The following is a 20894-nucleotide window of genomic DNA, read 5'->3' on the forward strand; positions in this document are numbered from 1 at the left end:
TTCAACCGCAAACCATACCATTTGATTATAACTATAACCTGTACACTTGGCAAGCTATATTTCTATAAAGGTGGAAGAATATCAAAAAAACATGAAAAACAGGGTTGATTAACTGTCTCTGCAATTTAGATTTAGATGCGGGTATCAATCGTTTGACTCAACTGCCTTTTGAATGCGGCAAAGCGCCCTTCGTCTATCGCCTGGCGGATATCTTCCATTAGCGTATTGTAAAAATAAAGATTGTGCATAACGCTCAGCCGCATAGCCAACAATTCGTCCGCTTTGAACAGATGGTGCAGGTAAGCACGCGAATGTTTCCTGCAAACCGGACAATCACAGGTTTCATCAATTGGCGCCGGGTCGCGTGTATATTTTGCGTTCATTAAGTTACGTTTGCCTGCGCGTGTAAAGACGTGTGCATGGCGGGCATTCCGGCTGGGCATCACACAGTCAAACAAATCAATACCGCGTTCGACCGCTTCCAAAATATTCAGCGGTGTCCCAACTCCCATCAAGTAGCGGGGTTTTTGCACCGGCATATAAGGCTCTACAGCGGAAATAATGCGGTACATGTCCTCGGCAGACTCCCCTACCGCCAATCCGCCAATAGCGTACCCATCCAAATCCATCGAAGTAATACGCTGCATATGATCAACGCGCAAGTCATCGAACGTTGCTCCCTGATTGATGCCAAAGAGCAGCTGGTTTGGGTTAATTGTACCTGGCGCGGCTTTCAGGCGCGTTATTTCCTGTTTGCAGCGCTCCAGCCATCTTGTGGTGCGCGCGCAAGACTGAACGGCATATGTGTATTCCGCAGGATTGGCTACGCACTCGTCAAATGCCATGGCAATAGTCGAACCCAGATTGGATTGGATCTGCATACTTTCTTCCGGACCCATGAAAATATGTCGGCCATCAATGTGTGAAGAAAAATAAACACCGTCTTCCGTGATACGCCGCAATGGCGCCAGTGAAAAAACTTGGAATCCACCGCTGTCAGTCAGGACAGGCCCTTGCCAGCCCATGAACGGACGCAGCCCTCCCATTTCCCGCACCACGTCGTCTCCAGGCCGCAGATGCAGGTGATATGTGTTGCACAGTTCAACCTGACATTTTATGTCGGCGAGATCATAGGAAGACAGACCGCCTTTGATTGCGGCACTGGTAGCTACGTTCATGAAAGCTGGTGTTTCCACCTTGCCATGTACAGTGGAAAGACGCCCGCGTCGTGCTTTTTTCTCGGTCTGGAGCAATTCAAACATCGTATCCCTCAATATCCTTTATTTTAGACATCTTACGTGTGGTTGTCTGTGGATGCGTATAAGCAGGCGATTTATAATATGTAAAGCCATATAGCTTTACATATGTCTCAATAATAAAATGAACACAGATAATCGGGGTCAATAGATAAACATGGCATCTCCAAAGCTGTAAAACCGATATTTTTCTTCAATTGCCTGTTGATACGCATTCAGCACATGCTCTCGCCCTGCAAAAGCGGAAACCAGCATAATAAGGGTTGATTCCGGTAGATGGAAATTCGTAATGAGTGCATCCAGCACTTTAAATTGGTAACCCGGGTAGATAAAAATGCCTGTCCACCCTTCTGCGGCGCAGATTTCACCGTTATTTTGCTGCGCAACAGATTCGAGCGTACGGCAGCTCGTGGTACCCACGCCGACTACGCGTCCGCCGGCAGCCTTTGTTTGCCGAATCAGCGCTGCTGTTTCTTCCGGCAGCACATAATGTTCGGTATGCATGGTGTGCTCTTCAATGGTATCGGTTTTGACAGGGCGGAATGTCCCTAATCCAACATGCAAGGTAACATAGCCGATGCGCACACCGCTGTCTTGTATTTTTTGTAAAAGCTCCGGCGTAAAATGCAGTCCTGCTGTGGGAGCTGCCGCAGAACCACTTTTTTTGGCATAAACCGTCTGATAACGTTCCTTGTTTTCCAGAGTATGGGTGATGTAATGCGGAAGTGGCATTTCACCGATTTGCTCCAGTAAATGATAAAAATCGCCGTCATGCTCAAAGCGCACGATGCGGTTGCCGCCTTCGATGATTTCCATCACCTCGGCTTTTAAAAGACCGTCGCCGAAAACGTATCGCGCGCCGACCCTTGCAGTACGGCCGGGCCGTAGTAAAACCTCCCAGACATCCCGCCTTTTCTCATTGAGCAGGACAAATTCCACTTGTCCGCCCGTTTTCTCTCGGTTTCCGTACAATCGTGCCGGCAGCACACGAGAGTTGTTCAAAATTAAGCAGTCACCGGGTTTGAGCAGTTCCGGCAGCTCGTAAAAATGTCGGTGCGATACCGCGCCGGTTGTGCGCTCAAGTGTCATCAAGCGCGACTGGTCGCGTTGCGCAAGAGGTTCCTGGGCAATGCGGTCCTGTGGAAGTTCATAGTAAAAGTCCGATTTTTTCATGAAATTATTCAACCTGATTTCTAATTGATTTTGCCTTGGCACTGGTAAAATGATGTTTATACTGCAAAGCAATTGACATCCCATAGGGAAAATGGTAATATATTTTCAATTGAATATACTGTGATAGAGGCGCGTTTTTGATGAGTAGTCCGCCGGAGGTTATCCGGGACCGCGGAAAGCTGGCAAAAGGCAAAAACGCCGAAGGGAGCAGCGCCGGATCGCTGGTTCGCCTGGTTGCTTTGCTAAAAGCGCAGCGACTGTCATCATGCAATTGATGGAGAGCTATCCACTTTGTTTCGGATTTGCATTCGACTGCAAAGCGACAGTGCTTCTATTATATTGCATGGACAGCCGGTTTTCAACCGGTTTTTTTGTTGCGCAGAAATTCGAATGCAGGCAGTCGCCGCACGGGTGCGTAAAACACTTGTGCGTAAAACGCGGGAGGTACGCAATGAAACAGTACAAAATAGGCATCATCGGCGCGACAGGTATGGTAGGCCAGCGATTTGTCACGCTGCTTGAGGGACACCCTTGGTTCACAATAGAGGTGTTGGCCGCAAGTGCAAAATCAAAGGGCAAAACATATGAAGAAGCAGTAACTGGGCGCTGGGCGATGAAAAAGCCGATTCCCGCGGCACTGAAAGAAAAAATCATCTATGACGCAGAGGCCGATTTGGAATCCATTGTTTCCCAGGTGGACTTCGTGTTCTGCGCCGTCGATATGAAAAAAGATGAAATCCGTGCGCTCGAAGAAAAATACGCCAAAGCTGAGTGCCCGGTAATTTCTAATAACAGCGCCAATCGGTTTACACCGGACGTCCCTATGATCGTGCCGGAAATTAACGCAGACCACGCCGCGGTCATACCCTTTCAGCGTAAGCGGTTAGGAACCACGAAGGGTTTTGTCGCTGTCAAATCCAATTGCTCGCTGCAAAGCTATGTGCCTGCGCTGCATCCCCTACGCTGCTTTGGCTTGACCCGTGTGTTGGCCTGCACGTATCAGGCTATCTCGGGTGCCGGCAAAACTTTTGAGCGTTGGCCGGAAATTCTGGACAATGTCGTGCCCTATATTGGCGGCGAGGAAGAAAAATCCGAAAAGGAACCCTTAAAAATCTGGGGGACGCTCCAAGACGGTGCAATCATTCCGGAAACAGAAGGCCCGTCTATCACGACCCAATGCCTGCGTGTCCCAGTGTCCGACGGGCATGTGGCCGCGGTGTTCGCCAGTTTTGAGCAAAAACCGGAAATCGAACAAATTTTGCAAATTTGGGAGAATTTCAAAGGCAGAGCGCAGGAATTACAGTTGCCGAGCGCACCGAAACAATTTTTGCACTACTTTACTGAAAATGACCGTCCACAGCCTCGGCTTGACCGTGAAATTGAAAACGGCATGGCCGTTTCAATTGGCCGTCTGCGTCCGGACAGCCAGTATGATATCAAATTTGTATGCCTATCACACAACACCATCCGCGGTGCGGCAGGCGGCGGTATTTTAATGGCCGAACTGCTTTGCGCCGAAGGATATATGGATTGACCGGAGGTATTATCTTGAAAAAACCGATTTTTACCGGCGCCGCTGTAGCGATTGTGACTCCTATGCATACGGACGGCACCGTGAACTTTGAAAAATTGGGACAGTTTATTGATTTTCAAATCAATAATGGAACAGATGCTATTGTTATTTGCGGAACAACAGGAGAGTCTTCTACCCTGTCGCACGAAGAACATACCGAGGCCATTCGCTACACTGTAGAAAAAGTAGCTGGACGTGTCCCGGTAATCGCGGGAACCGGCAGCAACGATACCGCATATGCTGTCAAATTATCTTTAGAAGCGCAAGATGCCGGTGCAGATGCTCTGCTCTGTGTGACGCCGTATTATAATAAGACTTCACAAGCGGGGTTGATCGCACATTTTACCTATATCGCCGACCGGGTAAAACTCCCCATTATCCTCTATAATGTGCCCAGTCGTACCGGTGTGAACATCAAACCGGAAACGTATTTGGAGCTTTCGAAGCATCCCAACATCGTCGCCGCCAAGGAAGCTAACGGGGATATCACCGCAGCGGCACGGACTGCGTCGCTTTGCGGCGACGAACTGGTTCTTTATTCCGGCAATGATGATCAAATCGTACCATTGCTTTCATTGGGTGCTAAAGGTGTGATTTCCGTCTTGTCGAATGTTATGCCGCATGAAGCGCATGATATCTGTGCACGGTATTTTGCCGGAGATGTGGAAGGCAGCCGCCGTTTGCAATTAGAACTGATTCCATTGATTGATGCGTTGTTTATTGAGGTTAACCCCATCCCTGTTAAAGCAGCACTGAATCTGATGGGTCTGGACGTGGGCGCGTGCCGTCTGCCGCTCACCGACCTCTCTGAAAAAGAAACTGCTATTTTAAAAACGGAGTTGCAAAAACAAGGGCTGTTAAACAAAGTTTTTTCATAATACCTTGTTTGTACATTCTCTGGTGTCCAGTCCTTAAAAAGAAGCCTGAATGGGCGAAAAGAAACGGAAGTGCAAGTGCAGCATGAAACGTATTTTATTGAGTGGCTACAATGGAAAAATGGGGCGTGTGGTTGCACAAACCGTATCGGAGCGCGAGGACTGCGTTGTCGTTGCTGGATTTGATATCCACGCGGCATCCGAGAGCACCGTGCCTGTCTATGCGGAACCAACCGAGTTTGAAGGGGCAGCCGACGTCTTGATCGATTTTTCCCATCCATCCTATTTCCCCAAAGTATTGGGTTTTGCATCTGCAAGGCGGATGCCAGTCGTAGTTGCAACGACCGGGCTGTCCACCGATCAGCGTAAACAGCTTCAGCAGTTATCCCAAGTCGTCCCGGTTTTCTCTTCAGCCAATATGTCGCTCGGCGTAAATCTGATTTTGGAATTATGCAAAAAAGCAGCGGCTGTCCTTTCTGATTCGTTTGACATTGAAGTTGTTGAGATGCATCACAATCAAAAAATTGACGCGCCCAGCGGCACGGCATTGATGTTGGCGGACGGAATAGCATCTGTTCTTCCGCAAAAACCGCATTATATGTATGACCGTCATTCTCAAAGGAAAAAACGAGAGAAAAATGAAATCGGCATCCATTCAGTACGGGGTGGTACGATTGTAGGTGAACACGAGGTGCTTTTTGCTGGAACAGATGAAGTGATCGCCATTCGCCATTCTGCTTCGTCTAAACGCATTTTTGCCACGGGAGCTATCAATGCGGCATTGTTTCTTTCGATACAAAAACCAGGGCTGTATGATATGAGCCATCTGGTATCAGCAATTGGAGGCTGAATAAAATGGAGGGAATCACTACGATTACGGTTACGGAAGATGTAGCATTAATCACTTTGCGCTGCTCACCTGCCGACATCCGTTTTATTTCCCATGTGTTTTCGGAGATTGCCAAAAAAGGCGTCAATGTAGATATGATCTCACAGACTACGCCAGTCGGAAATCTTGTGAGCCTATCCTTCAGCGTATCGGATAATCAAATCGGCAAGATCTTAGAGGTCTGCGCGCTTTTGCGCACGGAAACGCCTCAGATCAAGACCGATATCAATTCAGGTAACTGTAAAATTTCCTTGAGTGGTGAAGCTATGCGTACTATGCCAGGCGTAGCGGCACGCGCTTTTGATGCGCTGGCTGAGATTGGAACTGATATTCGGATGATTACCACATCGGAAGTGGATATTTCTATTCTAATTCCGCAAGCAGAATGTATGGATGTACGCGGGCGGCTGGAACAAGTGCTTGCCGTACATCCGCAGATTGCCCAAAATATCTGACCAAATAAAAATATCATAAGCACCCAAAAAACCCGCCGGATATTGAATCGGCGGGTTTTCCATATGCCCCCCGGAATTTTTCCGCTGAACAGCCTGCCAAGTATTTGTAATTTCCTGGGAAATATTCGAATACGTTGTATGGTAGAAAACGGATAATGCAGGGGGTGGAGGCTTGGCAAAAAAAGAGGGAAACAGCATTGTAAAAGGCACATTGGTACTCATTGCTGGTAATTTAATCGTCAAAATCATTGGTGCGCTCTTTAAGTTGCCACTCGCCAATATCATCGGCGCAGACGGTATGGGCTTATATAACGCTTCTTTCATCGTATACGATATTTTTCTCGTCTTAGCCACGGCCGGATTTCCACTCGCCGTCTCGAAAATGGTATCCGCAAGTTGTGCGCATGGCAACCATGAGGAAGCAATTAAAATCTTTAAGGTTTCCAGGAATTGTTTTTTGGTGATCGGGTTGATCTTCACGGCATTAATGTTTTCAGGTGCCGGATTATATGCACAATGGATTGGCAACAGCCGCGCCTATTTAGCAATTCTTACCCTTTCCCCCGCTATCCTATTTGTAGCGCTGATGTCCGCCTACCGAGGCTATTATCAAGGAATCAATGACATGATTCCTACCACGATTTCGCAAATCACCGAAGCCATCTGCCGATTGGTTGTCGGTTTGTCTCTGTCTTGGTATCTGAATAGAGCGGGTTATGAACCGCAAATCGTGGCGGCGGGCGCAATCCTCGGCATTACTGCCGGTGAGTTTGTGTCGACATTCTCTCTCGCGTTGATCCACAGGCATAAAATGAGATCGCGTACACCACATCCAAAAAGGAAGACACAGCCGGTTATGTCGGCAGGAAAAATCATCAGCACAATGTTTGCCACATCTGTCCCTATCGGTATCGGCACGATTGTTATCAGTGCAATCAATGCAATGGACAATGTGGTGGTAATGCGACGGTTGGAGTCCATTGGTTATAATGAACAGCAAGCCAATATGCTTTATGGTACCTACAACATGGCGTTTACCGTCTTTTCTCTGCCGATTACCATTGTATCAGCACTCATTGTAAGTGTCTTTCCCGTTCTCTCGTATGCATATGCCTGTAAAAATATCGCCCGCGTCAATCGGACGGCATGTGCTTCCCTGCGTATCACCGTAATTATCGGAATGGCTTCTGCCGCGCTTTTCCTATCGCTTTCCTATCCGATTGTCATGCTGTTGTTTTTTCGGCAACCGCAAGCCGCGAGAGTTGCCGCCATGATTTTGACTGTATTGGCACCCACCGCTGTTCCTATCACCATTTTTATGCTGACATCAGCAATTTTGCAGGCAGTAGACCAATTGTTTGCACCCACTTGCTCCTCCATTATTGGCGGTATCGCCTGCCTATTATGTAACTGGGTACTGATCGGCCAAAAATCAATCGGTATCTTTGGGGCACCGGTCGGACTATTCGTCTGCTACACGTTGGCTTCTGTTTTAAACATGATGTCCATTGGAAAATGCAAAGATATACGCCTTTCTGTCCGGCACTTATTCGATAAGGCGTTAATACCGTCTGCCGTGATGGGGGTGACCGGATTTGTAGCCTTTCGGCTTACGCTTTCCTCTCTGGGACTGTTGAAAGCAGCATTTTTCAGCATTCTCGTTGCACTGGTTAACTATATGCTTATTTTGTTCTTAAATCATACGTTGGAACGTGATGACATCCTGTTACTGCCAAAAGGCCGCGCAATTGTCCATTTGTTGGAAAAATTACATTTAATGAATTGTAAACTTGTATAAACAAAAAAGACCGTCTCTTTATTAAGAGCGGCCCTTTTGTTATATGCGTCTTTTTTAGCTGTTGAACTTGGCTACATAATATGTGATGTTTTTTCCTACAAAGATGTTGGAGTATTGTGCCATGGTGCTGGCGATATTATAAGCCCAGTCGGGATCAGTTGCATATTCACTTTGACCTTGCGCATTATGCTTTACCGTACCTTGTGGATCCCATTTCATTTCGTACAAGGTGGGTTGATCGTAATAAGCGCTGCCCATCTGTGAATTGTGGATATAGTTCTTAGAGACCCAAGCCGCCCCGCCTACAATCGCCGCCTGGATGGAGTTCCAATTTTGGCTGGCAGCATATTGTGAACCATCTGGTACTGCATTGCCGTCATAGGCATGGATACCGAGTAAATTATAATATGTACCGGTTGTTGATACAGTCACGGTTTTCCCTTTAGAATCCGTATAGGTTCCAGCAGCAACTTGAATCCCCACTGCCAGCTTGGATGTGCCATTACCGGATTCAAGCCGCAAATGTGCCGCTAAATAGACCGGATTGATATTGTAGGTACTTGCGGCGTCCACTACCGCCTGCCCTTGCCCTGTAAGCACCCCGCAATTTGTCAACATCGTGTTGATATCACTCGCGGTCACGCCGGACAAGCCATACAAAGAAATAAATTCATATTTACTTTGCTTATCCGCAAATAGAGTCGTTGGATTAATGGAATCAGCGGTTACATGATTATATTGGGCCAACAAATCCAATGTGGTATTAAACGGCTTGGACGTTATGGTCACACTGCCCGTAATCGTAATAGCTTCTGTTGCCCACTGCACCACACCGTTGTTGCCGATGCCCGCCACCGCCAACGTATAAGTGCCGCTTGAGAGTTGAGTAGTATCGACTGATAAGGTGTACCCGCTGCTGTTGATGTTTGCATAACCCGCGTTTGCAAAGGCCTGTGCCACATCCGTGCGGCTGGTCAAATCCTTACTTGCCACTGATCCGAGGCTGTGTGCTTGGCTATTGCTGTCAAAAGCATACATATCCACGCGGTTGATGCCCGAAGCATTCAGCACCCAACCGGAAACATTGATTGTGCCGGTTACGTTTGCGCCATTGGATGGCGCATCAATAGTAGTCAGCGGATTCGGTGTGGCCACATAGATGGATTTCGTTGCCCACTGCACCACACCGTTGTTGCCGATGCCCGCCACCGCTAACGTATAAGTGCCGCTTGCAAGCTGGGTTGTATCCACCAACAAGGTGTACCCGCTATGGTTGATGTTTGCATAACCCGCGTTTGCAAAGACCTGTGCCACATCCCCGCGGCTGGTCAAATCCTTACTTGCCACTGATCCGAGGCTGTGTGCTTGACCATTGCTGTCATAAGCGTACATATCCACACGGCCAATGCCCGAAGCATTCAGCGCCCAACCGGAAACATTGATTGTGCCGGTTACGTTTGCACCATTGGATGGCGCATCAATAGTGGTCTGCGGATTCGGTGTGGCCACATAGATGGATTTTGTTGCCCACTGCACCACACCGTTGTTGCCGATGCCCGCCACCGCTAACGTATAAGTGCCGCTTGCAAGCTGGGTTGTATCCACCAACAAGGTGTACCCGCTATGGTTGATGTTTGCATAACCCGCGTTTGCAAAGACCTGTGCCACATCCCCGCGGCTGGTCAAATCCTTACTTGCCACTGATCCGAGGCTGTGTGCTTGACCATTGCTGTCATAAGCGTACATATCCACACGGCCAATGCCCGAAGCATTCAGCGCCCAACCGGAAACATTGATTGTGCCGGTTACGCTTGCGCCATTGGATGGCGCATCAATAGTGGTCTGCGGATTCGGTGTGGCTACATGGATGGATTGCGTTGCCCACTGCACCACACTGTTGTTGCCGATGCCCGCCACCGCCAACGTATAAGTGCCGCTTGCAAGCTGGGTCGTATCCACCGACAAGGTGTACCCGCTGTTATTGATGTTTGCATAACCTGCATTTGCAAAGGCCTGTGCCACATCCCCGCGATTGGTCAAATTCTTACTTACCACTGATCCGAGGCTGTGTGCTTGACCATTGCTGTCATAAGCGTAAATGTCCACGCGGTCAATGCCCGAAGCATTCAGCGCCCAACCGGAAACATTGATTGTACCGCTTACATTTGCACCATTAGCAGGTACGTCAATGTCGGTCAGTGGAACTGCTTGTGCGGAAGTCGCCTGATAAACTGGTTGTGGATTTGCAGCCAATGCAGGGGTGGAGGATGCACTGGATGAAACGGCAGACGATGTGCTCTGCGTATTGGCAGGTGCTTTTGATGTGGTGGACGCTTCCGTGGAATTAGACGAAGAATTCGATGCAGAACTGGATGTGGAAGAATCACCGGATGTGCCTGAAACGAAGCTGGACAGGTCAGATGCTTTAGAGACATCAGATGGCACTGACGTGGCATTGGCCATACATGTAGAAGATAATGCACAGGCAGTCGCTGCCACAAATGCTAAAAGCCGCATTGGTTGAACGCTTTTCTTTTTCATAAAAACCTCATTTATCTCCTATCCGTCAAAAGAATTTGTGTGTAAGGTTTTTTCTACCAACGTCACGATTTCCCCGACATCGGCCATCGCCCCCTTTCCGATATCACCACAAGCCAACATGGCCTCTCTTGGTTCGATTATTTGATAGCCGACTCGACGCAATCTTTCCATGTTTTCCTGCACGATGGGGTTTCCATACATGTTGGTGTTCATGGCCGGCGCGAAGAAAACAGGTATACCGCTGATGGCACAAAGAACTGTTGAGAGCATATCGTCGGCAATACCGCAGGCAGCCTTACCGATAATATCAGCCGAGGCAGGTGCAACCAGCATCAAATCAGCCTTTTGTGCCAAAGAGATATGCTGTACCTCGCGCGGATATTTTTCTTCAAACACATCGGTATACACACGGTTTTTTGTCAAAGACTGCAATGTGAGCGGCGTGATAAAAGCGCATCCGCCTTTTGTCATAATTGTTTCAACCGAATAGCCGTCTTTTGTTAAGCAATTGGCAATTTCCGCAGCTTTATATGCCGCAATGCTACCAGTGATTCCAAGTAAAATTGTTTTCATGTTTTAATCATCTTTCCTAGCAAGCAGAGGATAGGAGCCTGTCCACAATCAGTTCCGCAATCGCTGCTTTCCCAGCCGCCTTTGTAACCGTGCGGTCGCGTTCAACCAAATATCCCGTATGGAGGCCTGCACGGATGTCCTTCAAATCATTTGCCAACACATAGTCGCATGCATTTTTTATCAAAAGCGTATAGGCCGTGTCAATTAACTGTGCATAGGAAACATCATCCAGCAATTTAAATCCTACCAGTTGTGTTTGAGGAGAAATCTCCTTAATCATACCAATGATTTTCGGTGTCTTTTGCAGCAAAAGCAACAGCTGATCCACATTGGATGAGAGCTTTCCCTGTCTGGAAAAAGCGATGCCATCCGTCAGGCTTTCCTGCAAAAAAGCAGATAAGCTTTCCTTGGTTGGCAGGATATCCTGTTGTAACCCTACTTCCAATGCAGCCGCCAACTGCTCAATATCCGCTGCGGCCTGCACGATATAGTCGCTGACTGCCATGGAATGTACCACTGCCGCAATAGGACGCGTACACAGCAGCTTTTGCAGGACCCTTGCGGTTTCGACCGCACCATGGACAAGCCGGATTTCCACACAGGGCAAATCCGGCTTTTTTGCAGATGGTTCACAAATATAATAAATCTTTGAAACTTGACTGCCACCTTTGTTGGCAAGTTTCTCCGCAATACTGCATCCAAGCGCGCCTGTGGCATGATTTGTAATAGATCTTACGGTATCAATATCTTCCGAGGTGGCCCCCGCTGTAATAATCCATTCCATTTTACACCTGATTGTGATTTCATTCATTGCGACTGGGAAACTTTTTCAATTTAAGTATACATGGATTGCGGATAAAGGTCAATTGAGTAGGTATAATTTTAACATAGAATGCCACATATCTTGAAATCCGGCTTGATTTTTGAAATATAAACCAGTATACTTGTAATATGCAAATGCATTCTATTTGCGTTTGATTTACAATCCAATCAGATCAGGGGAGATTTTTTTGAAAAAGAAAAAATGGCATATTGTCGCGGCGATGTTGGCTGTTGTGCTCTTATCATCGTGTGGCAATACAAAAACAAATACCGACACAACCAAAGGGAAGGTGCCCGTTTCGGTGACATTCAATGCCATGGCAGAGTTTGTCCATGCGGTTGGAAAAGATAAAGTGTCGATTTCAACAATTATCCCAGACGGTACCGAACCACACGATTTTGAGCCGAAAGTTAAAGACTTAGAGAGTCTCAGTACTACGAAAGTCTTGGTATACAATGGCCTTAATATGGAAAACTGGGTGCCCAAAGCCGTAAAATCTGCAAATAACCACTCGTTGGTTGTGGTAGAAGCGTCTAAAGGGGTAGAGCCTATCAAAAGTGCAGATTCGAGTGAAAACGGACAAGATGACCCACACGCGTGGATGAGCCTAAAATGTGCGCAGATAGAGGTTACAAACATTGCCGATGGTCTTATCAAGGCCGACCCTAAAAACGAAGCGTATTATACGGCCAACGCGCAGACATTCAATACGCAATTACAGCAGCTGTATGACTCCTATGCTTCCAAATTTCAATCCGCGCGCCGCAAGGATTTCATTACAGGTCACGCGGCGTTTGCCTATTTGTGCCGTGATTTTGGGCTGGAACAAAAAAGTGTGGAAGATGTGTTTGCCAGCGGCGAACCCAGTGCTGCAAAACTTGCTGAGCTTGTAACCTATTGCCGAGAGAATCATATTAAAACCATCTTTGCCGAGACGATGGTCAGTCCCAATGTCTCGCAAACATTGGCAAACGAGGTCGGTGCTAAAGTGCAGACGATCTATACGATGGAAGGCCGCGAAGATAACAAAGATTATCTGACTCGTATTAAAGAGAATCTGGACAAAATCAACGCCAGCCTAAATGAGACTTAAAACAAGAGCCCCAAAAGCGAGGGGTGTGCCATGGCGCATCCCTCGCTTTTTGTATATTCAAGGCCGTTGTAACCGCTGCGGTATGGTTGTGAAACCACTTCATGTATCCATTCAGGAATTGTGATCCACCTGATGGAAAGTCTTTAAATTCCCTGTCTTTTCTGCACGGTCATTGAGCACTGTTTGCAGGTCTGCCGGTTTGATACCCTGCTCGGCCATCAATACCAGCAAATGATAAATTAAGTCGCTGATTTCTCCAACAGTTTCCTCGTTTTTCCCATTCTTAGCCGCGATAATCACTTCAGAGGTCTCTTCCCCTACTTTTTTTAATATCTTGTCGATTCCCTTTTCAAACAAGTAGCAAGTATAGGAATGCTCTATATGGGTGCCTTTGCGGCTCTCAATCACATCGTACAAATTTTGGATGGTATCGTTCATGCCTTTTCCTCCCAAATTACATTAAAGAAGCAGGTCTTATTGCCGGTATGGCACGCAACGCCTGTTTGTTCCACGCGCACAAGCAACGTATCATCATCACAATCCCCGGTGATGGAAAGAACACGTTGAACATGTCCGGACGTTTCGCCTTTGTGCCATAATTTTTGCCGTGAACGGCTGAAGAACCAGGTATATCCGGTTTCCATCGTTTTTTGCAGTGATTCAGCATTCATGTAGGCGAGCATCAGCACTTCACCTGTGGAAGCCTCTTGAACGACAGCTGGAATCAGTGGATTTTTTTTGAAAAATTTTTGTATATCCATCATTTACTTTCTCTTTCAGTGCATTAATTTTACAGTCGCACAGGAATATGGCGCTCCTTCAAATGTGCTTTTACATCTCCGATGGTCAGTTCACGGTAATGGAACAAAGATGCAGCCAGTGCTGCATCTGCACCCGTTTTTTCAAAAACTTCTGAAAAATGTTCCAGTTTGCCGCATCCGCCGGAAGCAATGACCGGAATGTTGACCTTGTTGCAGATCGTTTCCGTCAACTCCAAATCAAAACCGTTTTTTGTGCCGTCGGCATCCATGGACGTCAGTAAAATCTCGCCACAGCCCAAGCGCTCTACTTCTGCCGCCCATTCTACCGCATCCAGTCCCGTTGCCACTCGTCCGCCATTGATGACCACTTCAAATCCGCCCTGTCCATTTCGGCGTGCGTCAACGGCCACTACAACACATTGGTTGCCAAAACGATCCGCCGCCCGTGAGATGAGTTCTTTATCCCGTACAGCAGCCGAATTAACCGACACCTTGTCAGCCCCGGCACGTAAGATTTCCTTAAAATCGTCCAATGTGCGGATACCGCCCCCCACCGTGAGCGGAACAAACATTTTTCTGGCAGTGCGGCGCACAACATCGGCCATTGTCTCCCTGCCGTCACTGGTTGCGGTGATATCCAGAAAAACGATTTCGTCAGCCCCTTGCTTATCGTAAAGAGCGGCGCATTCTACCGGATCGCCTACATCCTGAATATCCACAAAATTGATGCCTTTGACTACTCTGCCACCATCGACGTCCAGACAAGGGATAATCCGCTTAGCCAACATACTGATTACCTCCTATTTTAACAGCCTGCGCAAGATCCAGTGTGCCGCTGTAAATCGATTTTCCACAGATGGCGCCATACAACCCCATCTGTTTCAACTTTTGAATATGTCCCACATCCCGTATCCCGCCACTTGCCGTGATCTGACAGGATGTGTTTTTTTGCAATTCCGCGAGCTGCTCGAAATTTGGTCCGCCCAGCATTCCATCACGGTCTATATCTGTAAAGATAATATACTTTACACCAATGCTTTCGATGGTTTTGGCAAATGTGAGATAGGAAACTGTCGATGTTTCCAGCCAGCCCTGTGTGGCGACAAATCCATTTTTTGCATCAATGCCTACAGCAATTCGTTCCCCAAAGGCATGTACCGCTTCTTTCAAAAACTGAGGGTCCTTTAATGCGGCGGAACCAAGAATGACCCGGTCAATCCCGTGCTCAAGGTAGTCCTCCACGCAAGCCATGTCGCGGATACCACCGCCAAGTTCTGTTCTCATCCCACTTTCCCGCACAATTTTCAAAATCAAATCGCGGTTAGGGCGTTCACCGGTTTTTGCTCCGTCTAAATCAACCATATGCAGGTAATGCGCACCCGCCTGCCGAAAACGCGCGGCAGTATCAAACGGATTTTCCGCCACTTTCTCCGCGGTGCCAAAATCCCCTTTTTTCAAACGCACACAGGTACCGTTTTTAATGTCGATGGCAGGAAAAAGAATCATTTGCTAATCCTCCCGAAATTGCGTAGGATTGTCAAACCGACTTCGCCGCTTTTTTCTGGGTGGAATTGCATACCATACACATTCCCGTTGCATACCACCGCCGGAATCTTCGCGCCATATTCTGCATAGGCGGCAATATACATGTCATCCGTAAAAGCCATGTATGAATGCACGAAATATACGAAATCCCCGTCCTCTACGTTCTCTAGCAACGGACAGGGGTTCAGAAAACGCAGGCTGTTCCATCCCATGTGTGGAATTTTTAAATTGCCGGATGGGATTTTATCGACTTCTCCCTCGATTAGACCCAAGCCCTTACATTCCTCAAATTCAAAACCGGTATCAAACAAAATCTGCATACCCAAACAAATGCCCAACAATGGTTTTTTCTGCGCCTGTGCGCGGATCGTTTGGACAAGTCCGGTTTTTTCCAGTTCGCGCATTGCATCCGGAAACGCACCTACTCCAGGCAAAATTAAGGCGTCCGCCTTTTCCAGCACCTTGGCATCCGAAGTGATTTCAGCGGTTTCACCGATAAAATCCAGCGCGTTCTTTACGCTAAACAGGTTGCCGACGTTATAATCAATCACCGCAATCATATACAAAGCTCCATTCAGCCGCTTCGCGTCGGCATAAATTCATCTTATTTAGCAAATTAGTCGAACCGATCATAGGCTTCCCTTTGTGGAAAGCACGCCTTCACCGGATTCCACACAAGCCATGCGCAGCGCGTGGCCCAGCGCTTTAAAAAGTCCCTCTGCCATGTGGTGGGCGTTTTTCCCATATAAAATACGGAGATGCAGCGTGATGCCGGCGTGGAACGCAAAAGCACGCATAAATTCTTCCGTCAGACACGCATCGAATGTGCCGATCTGCCCGCTTTCCAGCGGCGCGTCGAACACCAAGAATGGACGACCACTGATATCCAGCGCACAAAAAGCCAATGCCTCGTCCATTGGCACGTAGAAACTGCCATACCGCGCAATGCCCGATTTATCGCCAATGGCTTTGGCAAAAGCATCACCCAGAACGATGCCTGTGTCCTCGACCGTATGATGCCCATCCACATTCAAATCGCCCTGCACCTTGACCAGCAGGTCAAAACCCGCGTGCGTGGCAAAACTGTTCAACATGTGATCGAAAAAACCAATACCGGTCTGAATCTCATTATACGCACGCCCATCCAGATTCAATGAAAGCTCAATAGTGGTTTCTTTTGTTTTGCGTGAGCCTTTTGCCATTCTCATGCGTGAACTCCCTCTTTCAAGCAAGCTGAAAGCGCCTGTATAAACGCTTGGTTTTCTTCAGGGGCGCCCGCCGTAACACGCAGCAATTCCCCACCGATGCAACGAACCGAAACACCGCGTGCCAGCAGTTCCTCATGCAGTCCGGAGGCTTGCGGGCTGCGGAGTGTGACAAAATTCGCGTGTGCCGGAAAAACACGAAGACCATCTCTTGCAAGCGGCAGCAACGTCGTGTAAAGCAAATCCCTTGACGCTTGTATTTGGGCAGTAGCGCTTTGCAGACTATGCTTTTCGGTCAAAATGATTTCTCCCGCAGTCTGCGTGAGGGCATTGACGTTATAGGGGGATTTGGCCACACGCAAATACGCACTCAAGCGGTCGTTTGCCACAGCAAATCCCAACCGTATACTCGCAAATCCTACTTTGGAAAGCGTTTTGAGAACGATGCAGTTTTCCCGTTTCGGCGCTTCGCGCACGACCGCTTCATCCCAAAAATCCATATAGGCTTCATCCACCACCACAAGACAATCTAGGCTGTCGATGATTTTCAATACATCGGCCGCCGGAATACCCTGCGAAGTGGGGTTGCAGGGATTGGAAAACAGCACCATCCGCACCTGTCTGTCACGTGCCAATTGGATGAGTGCATCCGCATCAAATTGCAATGCACTGTCTTTTTGCAAAATAATCGGTTCAATTTCCCCCAACGCGCAATATTGTTGGTACATTGAAAAATCAGGTGTAACGAGAAGCGCGCGGTCACCTTTTTCCAGCAAAACATTAAAAAGCAACGTAATCAATTCATCGGAACCGTTGCCCAGCGTCACATACCGCGCATCCACGCCATAATACCCGCCAAACGCCTCACAGACTGCTCTGCCCAACGGGTCTGGGTACCTGTTGAACTCCAATGCCGATACACGCCTGCCTATTTCTTCCCGCAGATTGTCCGACAGCGGTACAAAACTCTCGTTCGCATCCAAATGAATACCATTGGTTGCAGTTTCAGGGTCATACGGTTTCAAACGTGCCAATTTTTCGCTCACAAGGTTCATTTGTCAAACCTCACTTTGATGGAATTCGCGTGTGCAGTCAGACCTTCCGCCTCTGCAAGCAGAATGATGTCATCTTTTCCTGCATCAAGCGCCGCTTGAGAATAGTAAATGAAACTGGATTTTTTGATGAAGGTGTCCACGGAAAGCGGAGAAAAGAACCGTGCTGTACCGCTGGTGGGCAGCACATGGTTGGGTCCGGCATAATAATCACCGAGCGGCTCCGGCGAATATTTACCCAAGAAGACCGAACCGGCATTTTCCACCTTGCCCAGCCAGTGCATCGGTTGTTCTACCATCAATTCCAAATGCTCGGGGGCGATGTCGTTCGCCACGCGCAGGCAGTCATCCAAATCTTTACAAACGATGACGGCGCCAAAATCCTGCAGTGACTGCTCAATGATTTCCTTGCGGGAAAGGTATGCTTTTTGCCGGTCAATCTCTGCCAGCGTCTGTTCTGCCAATTCCGCAGAAGTGGTGAGTAACACAGCAGAGGCCAGTGGGTCATGTTCTGCCTGCGACATCAGATCAGCCGCCAGATATGTGGGATCGGCCGTTTCATCCGCAACGACGAGAATCTCGCTCGGTCCCGCGATCATATCAATGTCTACCGCGCCAAAGACCAGACGCTTCGCAGTAGCGACGAAGATGTTCCCGGGGCCGACAATCTTATCCACCTTGGGAATGGAAGCCGTACCATAGGCCAACGCCCCGATAGCCTGTGCACCGCCGACAGCAAACACCCTGTCGACGTTTGCAATCTTTGCGGCGGCGAGAATATATGGATTGACCGTCCCGTCTTTTCCGGGCGGAGTCACCATTACCAATTCCCCTACCCCTGCCACTTTGGCGGGAATTGCATTCATCAGCACGGAAGAAGGATATGCCGCTTTTCCGCCGGGTACATAGAGCCCCACACGCGCTAAGCCGCGCACACGTTGTCCCATGACCGTCCCATTTGTCTGCGTAGTGATAAAGCCTTCCCGCTTCTGGCGCTCATGGAACAGACGGATGTTTTCTGCCGCGCGGGACATTGATTCTACAAACTGCGTCGGTACTTTCCGGTAAGCACTTTCTAACGCATCCATGGGCAATTCAAACACGCCGGGACGCACACCGTCGAATTTTTCGGTATAGTCACGCACAGCATTGTCACCATGCGTGTGCACATCGGTCAAAATTTGCTGCACCGTTTCTGTTACTTGACGGTCGATCTCCATGCTGCGCCCACGCATGGCTTTCAACAACTCAACTTCACTTTTACCATCTGCGGTCAATATCTTCAAATCATTCCGCTCCTTTCACCATTTCGATCTGATGGGTCAACGTTTCGATTTGGTCTTTTTTCAATTTCATGCTGGGAATATTTACGATTAACCTGGCAGAGATGGAGCAAATGTCCTCAATAACCTCCAACCCGTTTTCACGGAGCGTAACACCTGTTTCAACGATGTCCACAATGGCATCGGAAAGACCGAGCAATGGCGCCAATTCCACCGAACCTTCGATTTTGATGATTTCCACATCCATGCCCTTGCTTTCAAAAAAGCCGCGCGCAATTTTGGGATATTTTGTTGCAATGCGTTTGTCAAGATAGCCTGTATAAAATGGCTTGTCTTTGGGGCCTGCCAGTGCAAATTTGCAGCGCCCAAAACCAAGGTCCAATACCTCATAAAAACTGTGTCCGTTTTCCAAAATAGTATCTTTACCCACAATGCCAACGTCACAGACGCCATGTTCTACATAGGTGATAACGTCCGCCGCTTTCGCAAGCACAATTTCCATATTGCCGTCAGGGATTGGCAAGACCAGTTTTCTTCCCTTTTCCAGAAGCGGCGTGCAGTCATATCCAATCTTCTGAAACAGCCCGATGGTGTCCCGTTCCAGACGTCCTTTCGTCAATGCAATGCGAATCGGTTTCATTTTGCCGCCTCCAGTATCTGAGTCGTTACGCTTTCCGTTACGATATCGATACGACTGATGCCCTTCTTACGGGCATAATCGACCGACTCCTCCGGCGTATCAAATACACTGCGCTCACAAACCAGCCCGGATGCAATCAGTGCTTCCACATGAGCAAATGCGGCCTTGCCGTGGCCTTTTTCATAAAAGACCAACACATCTGCACGGTCGGACTTATTATCTGCCATACCGGCACGTGCAATGGCATCTACGTTGAGCGCAAAACCTGTGGCCGGCATCGGAGAACCGAATTTACCGTAAAGGTCGTCATATCGTCCGCCAAAAAGCACAGGCTCGCCTGAGCCGTGCATATATCCTTTAAACACCACGCCAGTGTAATAATCAATGCTTTGTACCAGTCCGAGATCAATCATGATATGTTCTTTCCAGCCCAAATCGCAAAGGGTATCATAAATCGCTTTGAGGTACCGGATGGTTGCGATGGACTGCTCGTTCGGCGCGATTTCCAGCGCGCGCTCCAGCACCTCGTCACCACCAAACAAGTGTGGAAGTTCCGTCAGCGCCCGGCAGGCTGCGCTTTCGCAGCCGTATGGAGCAAGTAAACTGCTGATGGACGCGTAACTTTTAGAATCAATGTAGCCTCGGATGCGTTCCTTGACTTCCACTGACACCGGCAGATCATCGATCAGTGTTTTAAAAAAGCCCACATGCCCAATCTCAAATCGAAAATTTGGTGCAACACTGCTCAACGCTGTGATTGCCATAGAAATAGCATCAATGTCTGCCCGTTCTCCCCCCACGCCAATCAGTTCCACACCGCACTGTGCGATTTCGTCCCTTCTGCCGGACATAGACGGGCTGATACGGAATACATTCTGATTATAAAACAAACGCAGCGGCGGTGCGAACCCTTTAAGTTTGGTGGAGGCCACCCGCGCAATAGGGGTTGTATTGTCCGGGCGCAGCGCAAGAATCCGTCCGCGCGCATCAATCAGTTTGTACATGGTCTCTTCTTCCATTGTGGAATCTCGAAACACATCGTAGAACTCCAACGACGGCGTAACCACCTCGCTAAACCCGTGGCTCCTAAACAGGGCCACCAGTTTGGTTTCCACGTTTCGACGTGCTTCACATTCTTTGAATAACAGGTCGTAAGCACCATCCGGCGTCACGTTTCTGTATTTGGCCATTCCCCGTATCCTCCTGGTTTCCACGGCTTTGCTCCTCTCGCCACAATGTGGAAAAGAGCGGAACACATCGTACATTATAACACGGTTGCAGACAATCGCAACAGTACACGCCGCTTTAAAATTTTCACTACAGTAGCAGTTTAGCATAGTAAAATAAAGAAGTCAAGAA

At 48.3% G+C, this 20894-nt stretch carries 22 protein-coding genes and 1 riboswitch; of the genes, 7 read left to right on the forward strand and 15 right to left on the reverse strand.

Annotated elements, in window-relative coordinates; translation table 11 throughout:
- Positions 1 to 131: 131 nt before the first annotated feature.
- Both tgt and queA read right to left on the reverse strand, forming a co-directional pair.
- A complete protein-coding gene (tgt, locus tag ABF463_RS02735; RefSeq protein ID WP_415532012.1) occupies positions 132 to 1262 on the reverse strand; it encodes a tRNA guanosine(34) transglycosylase Tgt in 1131 nt (376 codons plus the stop codon).
- A 138-nt stretch (positions 1263 to 1400) separates the two neighbouring features.
- Positions 1401 to 2429 carry a tRNA preQ1(34) S-adenosylmethionine ribosyltransferase-isomerase QueA gene (queA, locus tag ABF463_RS02740; RefSeq protein WP_415532013.1) on the reverse strand — a complete coding sequence of 343 codons (1029 nt, stop codon included), beginning with the start codon at positions 2427 to 2429 and terminating at the stop codon, positions 1401 to 1403.
- 116 nt (positions 2430 to 2545) lie between these two features.
- Positions 2546 to 2722: riboswitch (Lysine riboswitch) on the forward strand.
- Between the two features lie 158 nt (positions 2723 to 2880).
- On the opposite strand from queA, the gene asd reads away from it, so the two are divergent.
- The 5 genes from asd (at position 2881) to ABF463_RS02765 (ending at position 8019) form a co-directional block, all read left to right on the forward strand.
- A complete protein-coding gene (asd, locus tag ABF463_RS02745; RefSeq protein ID WP_415532014.1) occupies positions 2881 to 3963 on the forward strand; it encodes an aspartate-semialdehyde dehydrogenase in 1083 nt (360 codons plus the stop codon).
- Between the two features lie 14 nt (positions 3964 to 3977).
- Positions 3978 to 4880, forward strand: a complete 903-nt coding sequence (gene dapA / locus ABF463_RS02750; protein WP_415532015.1) for a 4-hydroxy-tetrahydrodipicolinate synthase — start codon at positions 3978 to 3980, stop codon at positions 4878 to 4880.
- 82 nt (positions 4881 to 4962) lie between these two features.
- The gene (gene dapB / locus ABF463_RS02755; RefSeq protein WP_415532016.1) at positions 4963 to 5727 is read left to right on the forward strand and encodes a 4-hydroxy-tetrahydrodipicolinate reductase; all 765 of its coding nucleotides are present in this window, start codon (positions 4963 to 4965) and stop codon (positions 5725 to 5727) included.
- Positions 5728 to 5732: 5 nt separating this feature from the next.
- On the forward strand, positions 5733 to 6221 hold the full coding sequence (locus ABF463_RS02760; RefSeq protein WP_415532017.1) for an ACT domain-containing protein: 489 nt from the start codon (positions 5733 to 5735) through the stop codon (positions 6219 to 6221).
- Between the two features lie 172 nt (positions 6222 to 6393).
- Positions 6394 to 8019, forward strand: coding sequence for a putative polysaccharide biosynthesis protein (locus ABF463_RS02765; protein WP_415532018.1), 1626 nt, complete (start codon positions 6394 to 6396; stop codon positions 8017 to 8019).
- Positions 8020 to 8073: 54 nt separating this feature from the next.
- On the opposite strand, the gene ABF463_RS02770 is transcribed toward ABF463_RS02765, so the two are convergent.
- On the reverse strand, positions 8074 to 10272 hold the full coding sequence (locus ABF463_RS02770; RefSeq protein ID WP_415532019.1) for an Ig-like domain-containing protein: 2199 nt from the start codon (positions 10270 to 10272) through the stop codon (positions 8074 to 8076).
- Between the two features lie 7 nt (positions 10273 to 10279).
- On the opposite strand from ABF463_RS02770, the gene ABF463_RS02775 reads away from it, so the two are divergent.
- Positions 10280 to 10543, forward strand: coding sequence for a hypothetical protein (locus tag ABF463_RS02775; protein ID WP_415532020.1), 264 nt, complete (start codon positions 10280 to 10282; stop codon positions 10541 to 10543).
- Between the two features lie 35 nt (positions 10544 to 10578).
- Here ABF463_RS02775 and ABF463_RS02780 read toward each other — a convergent pair whose 3' ends face one another.
- A complete protein-coding gene (locus ABF463_RS02780; protein ID WP_415532021.1) occupies positions 10579 to 11133 on the reverse strand; it encodes a flavoprotein in 555 nt (184 codons plus the stop codon).
- A 16-nt stretch (positions 11134 to 11149) separates the two neighbouring features.
- The gene (locus ABF463_RS02785) at positions 11150 to 11917 is read right to left on the reverse strand and encodes a phosphopantothenoylcysteine decarboxylase (RefSeq protein ID WP_415532022.1); all 768 of its coding nucleotides are present in this window, start codon (positions 11915 to 11917) and stop codon (positions 11150 to 11152) included.
- A gap of 259 nt (positions 11918 to 12176) precedes the next feature.
- Between ABF463_RS02785 and ABF463_RS02790 the strand changes: the two genes are divergently transcribed.
- A complete protein-coding gene (locus ABF463_RS02790) occupies positions 12177 to 13049 on the forward strand; it encodes a metal ABC transporter substrate-binding protein (RefSeq protein WP_415532038.1) in 873 nt (290 codons plus the stop codon).
- 111 nt (positions 13050 to 13160) lie between these two features.
- On the opposite strand, the gene hisE is transcribed toward ABF463_RS02790, so the two are convergent.
- From hisE to hisZ, 10 genes are all read right to left on the reverse strand, one after another.
- Complete coding sequence (gene hisE / locus ABF463_RS02795) at positions 13161 to 13487, reverse strand: phosphoribosyl-ATP diphosphatase (RefSeq protein ID WP_415532023.1); 327 nt, start codon at positions 13485 to 13487, stop codon at positions 13161 to 13163.
- Positions 13484 to 13810, reverse strand: a complete 327-nt coding sequence (hisI, locus tag ABF463_RS02800) for a phosphoribosyl-AMP cyclohydrolase (protein WP_415532039.1) — start codon at positions 13808 to 13810, stop codon at positions 13484 to 13486. The genes hisE and hisI overlap by 4 nt, the downstream gene beginning before the upstream one ends.
- A 29-nt stretch (positions 13811 to 13839) precedes the next feature.
- Entirely contained in the window at positions 13840 to 14598 is a 759-nt protein-coding gene (gene hisF, locus ABF463_RS02805; RefSeq protein WP_415532024.1) for an imidazole glycerol phosphate synthase subunit HisF, read from the reverse strand.
- Positions 14588 to 15316 (reverse strand): 1-(5-phosphoribosyl)-5-[(5-phosphoribosylamino)methylideneamino]imidazole-4-carboxamide isomerase, encoded by a 729-nt coding sequence (gene hisA / locus ABF463_RS02810; RefSeq protein WP_415532025.1) that lies wholly within the window; start codon positions 15314 to 15316, stop codon positions 14588 to 14590. The genes hisF and hisA overlap by 11 nt, the downstream gene beginning before the upstream one ends.
- Complete coding sequence (gene hisH / locus ABF463_RS02815) at positions 15313 to 15915, reverse strand: imidazole glycerol phosphate synthase subunit HisH (RefSeq protein ID WP_415532026.1); 603 nt, start codon at positions 15913 to 15915, stop codon at positions 15313 to 15315. The genes hisA and hisH overlap by 4 nt, the downstream gene beginning before the upstream one ends.
- A gap of 69 nt (positions 15916 to 15984) precedes the next feature.
- A complete protein-coding gene (gene hisB, locus ABF463_RS02820) occupies positions 15985 to 16563 on the reverse strand; it encodes an imidazoleglycerol-phosphate dehydratase HisB (protein ID WP_415532027.1) in 579 nt (192 codons plus the stop codon).
- Positions 16560 to 17615, reverse strand: a complete 1056-nt coding sequence (locus ABF463_RS02825; protein ID WP_415532028.1) for a pyridoxal phosphate-dependent aminotransferase — start codon at positions 17613 to 17615, stop codon at positions 16560 to 16562. Before ABF463_RS02825 ends, hisB begins: the two co-directional genes overlap by 4 nt.
- Complete coding sequence (gene hisD, locus ABF463_RS02830) at positions 17612 to 18898, reverse strand: histidinol dehydrogenase (RefSeq protein ID WP_415532029.1); 1287 nt, start codon at positions 18896 to 18898, stop codon at positions 17612 to 17614. Before hisD ends, ABF463_RS02825 begins: the two co-directional genes overlap by 4 nt.
- Before the next feature lies 1 nt (position 18899).
- Entirely contained in the window at positions 18900 to 19535 is a 636-nt protein-coding gene (gene hisG, locus ABF463_RS02835) for an ATP phosphoribosyltransferase (RefSeq protein ID WP_415532030.1), read from the reverse strand.
- Positions 19532 to 20725 (reverse strand): ATP phosphoribosyltransferase regulatory subunit, encoded by a 1194-nt coding sequence (gene hisZ / locus ABF463_RS02840; protein WP_415532031.1) that lies wholly within the window; start codon positions 20723 to 20725, stop codon positions 19532 to 19534. The genes hisG and hisZ overlap by 4 nt, the downstream gene beginning before the upstream one ends.
- Positions 20726 to 20894 lie beyond the last annotated feature (169 nt).

It is taken from the genome of Ethanoligenens sp. (assembly GCF_047718355.1).
GTDB lineage: Bacteria > Bacillota > Clostridia > Oscillospirales > Ethanoligenentaceae > Ethanoligenens.

What these genes read in the sequence shown, in the direction of transcription:
- tgt (WP_415532012.1), bottom strand. Translation starts at nt 1,262, where the DNA reads ATGTTTGAATTGCTCCAGACCGAGAAAAAAGCACGACGCGGGCGTCTT.
- queA (WP_415532013.1), bottom strand. Translation starts at nt 2,429, where the DNA reads ATGAAAAAATCGGACTTTTACTATGAACTTCCACAGGACCGCATTGCC.
- asd (WP_415532014.1), top strand. Translation starts at nt 2,881, where the DNA reads ATGAAACAGTACAAAATAGGCATCATCGGCGCGACAGGTATGGTAGGC.
- dapB (WP_415532016.1), top strand. Translation starts at nt 4,963, where the DNA reads ATGAAACGTATTTTATTGAGTGGCTACAATGGAAAAATGGGGCGTGTG.
- ABF463_RS02760 (WP_415532017.1), top strand. Translation starts at nt 5,733, where the DNA reads ATGGAGGGAATCACTACGATTACGGTTACGGAAGATGTAGCATTAATC.
- ABF463_RS02780 (WP_415532021.1), bottom strand. Translation starts at nt 11,133, where the DNA reads ATGAAAACAATTTTACTTGGAATCACTGGTAGCATTGCGGCATATAAA.
- ABF463_RS02785 (WP_415532022.1), bottom strand. Translation starts at nt 11,917, where the DNA reads ATGGAATGGATTATTACAGCGGGGGCCACCTCGGAAGATATTGATACC.
- ABF463_RS02790 (WP_415532038.1), top strand. Translation starts at nt 12,177, where the DNA reads ATGTTGGCTGTTGTGCTCTTATCATCGTGTGGCAATACAAAAACAAAT.
- hisE (WP_415532023.1), bottom strand. Translation starts at nt 13,487, where the DNA reads ATGAACGATACCATCCAAAATTTGTACGATGTGATTGAGAGCCGCAAA.
- hisI (WP_415532039.1), bottom strand. Translation starts at nt 13,810, where the DNA reads ATGGATATACAAAAATTTTTCAAAAAAAATCCACTGATTCCAGCTGTC.
- hisF (WP_415532024.1), bottom strand. Translation starts at nt 14,598, where the DNA reads ATGTTGGCTAAGCGGATTATCCCTTGTCTGGACGTCGATGGTGGCAGA.
- hisA (WP_415532025.1), bottom strand. Translation starts at nt 15,316, where the DNA reads ATGATTCTTTTTCCTGCCATCGACATTAAAAACGGTACCTGTGTGCGT.
- hisH (WP_415532026.1), bottom strand. Translation starts at nt 15,915, where the DNA reads ATGATTGCGGTGATTGATTATAACGTCGGCAACCTGTTTAGCGTAAAG.
- hisB (WP_415532027.1), bottom strand. Translation starts at nt 16,563, where the DNA reads ATGAGAATGGCAAAAGGCTCACGCAAAACAAAAGAAACCACTATTGAG.
- ABF463_RS02825 (WP_415532028.1), bottom strand. Translation starts at nt 17,615, where the DNA reads ATGAACCTTGTGAGCGAAAAATTGGCACGTTTGAAACCGTATGACCCT.
- hisG (WP_415532030.1), bottom strand. Translation starts at nt 19,535, where the DNA reads ATGAAACCGATTCGCATTGCATTGACGAAAGGACGTCTGGAACGGGAC.
- hisZ (WP_415532031.1), bottom strand. Translation starts at nt 20,725, where the DNA reads ATGGCCAAATACAGAAACGTGACGCCGGATGGTGCTTACGACCTGTTA.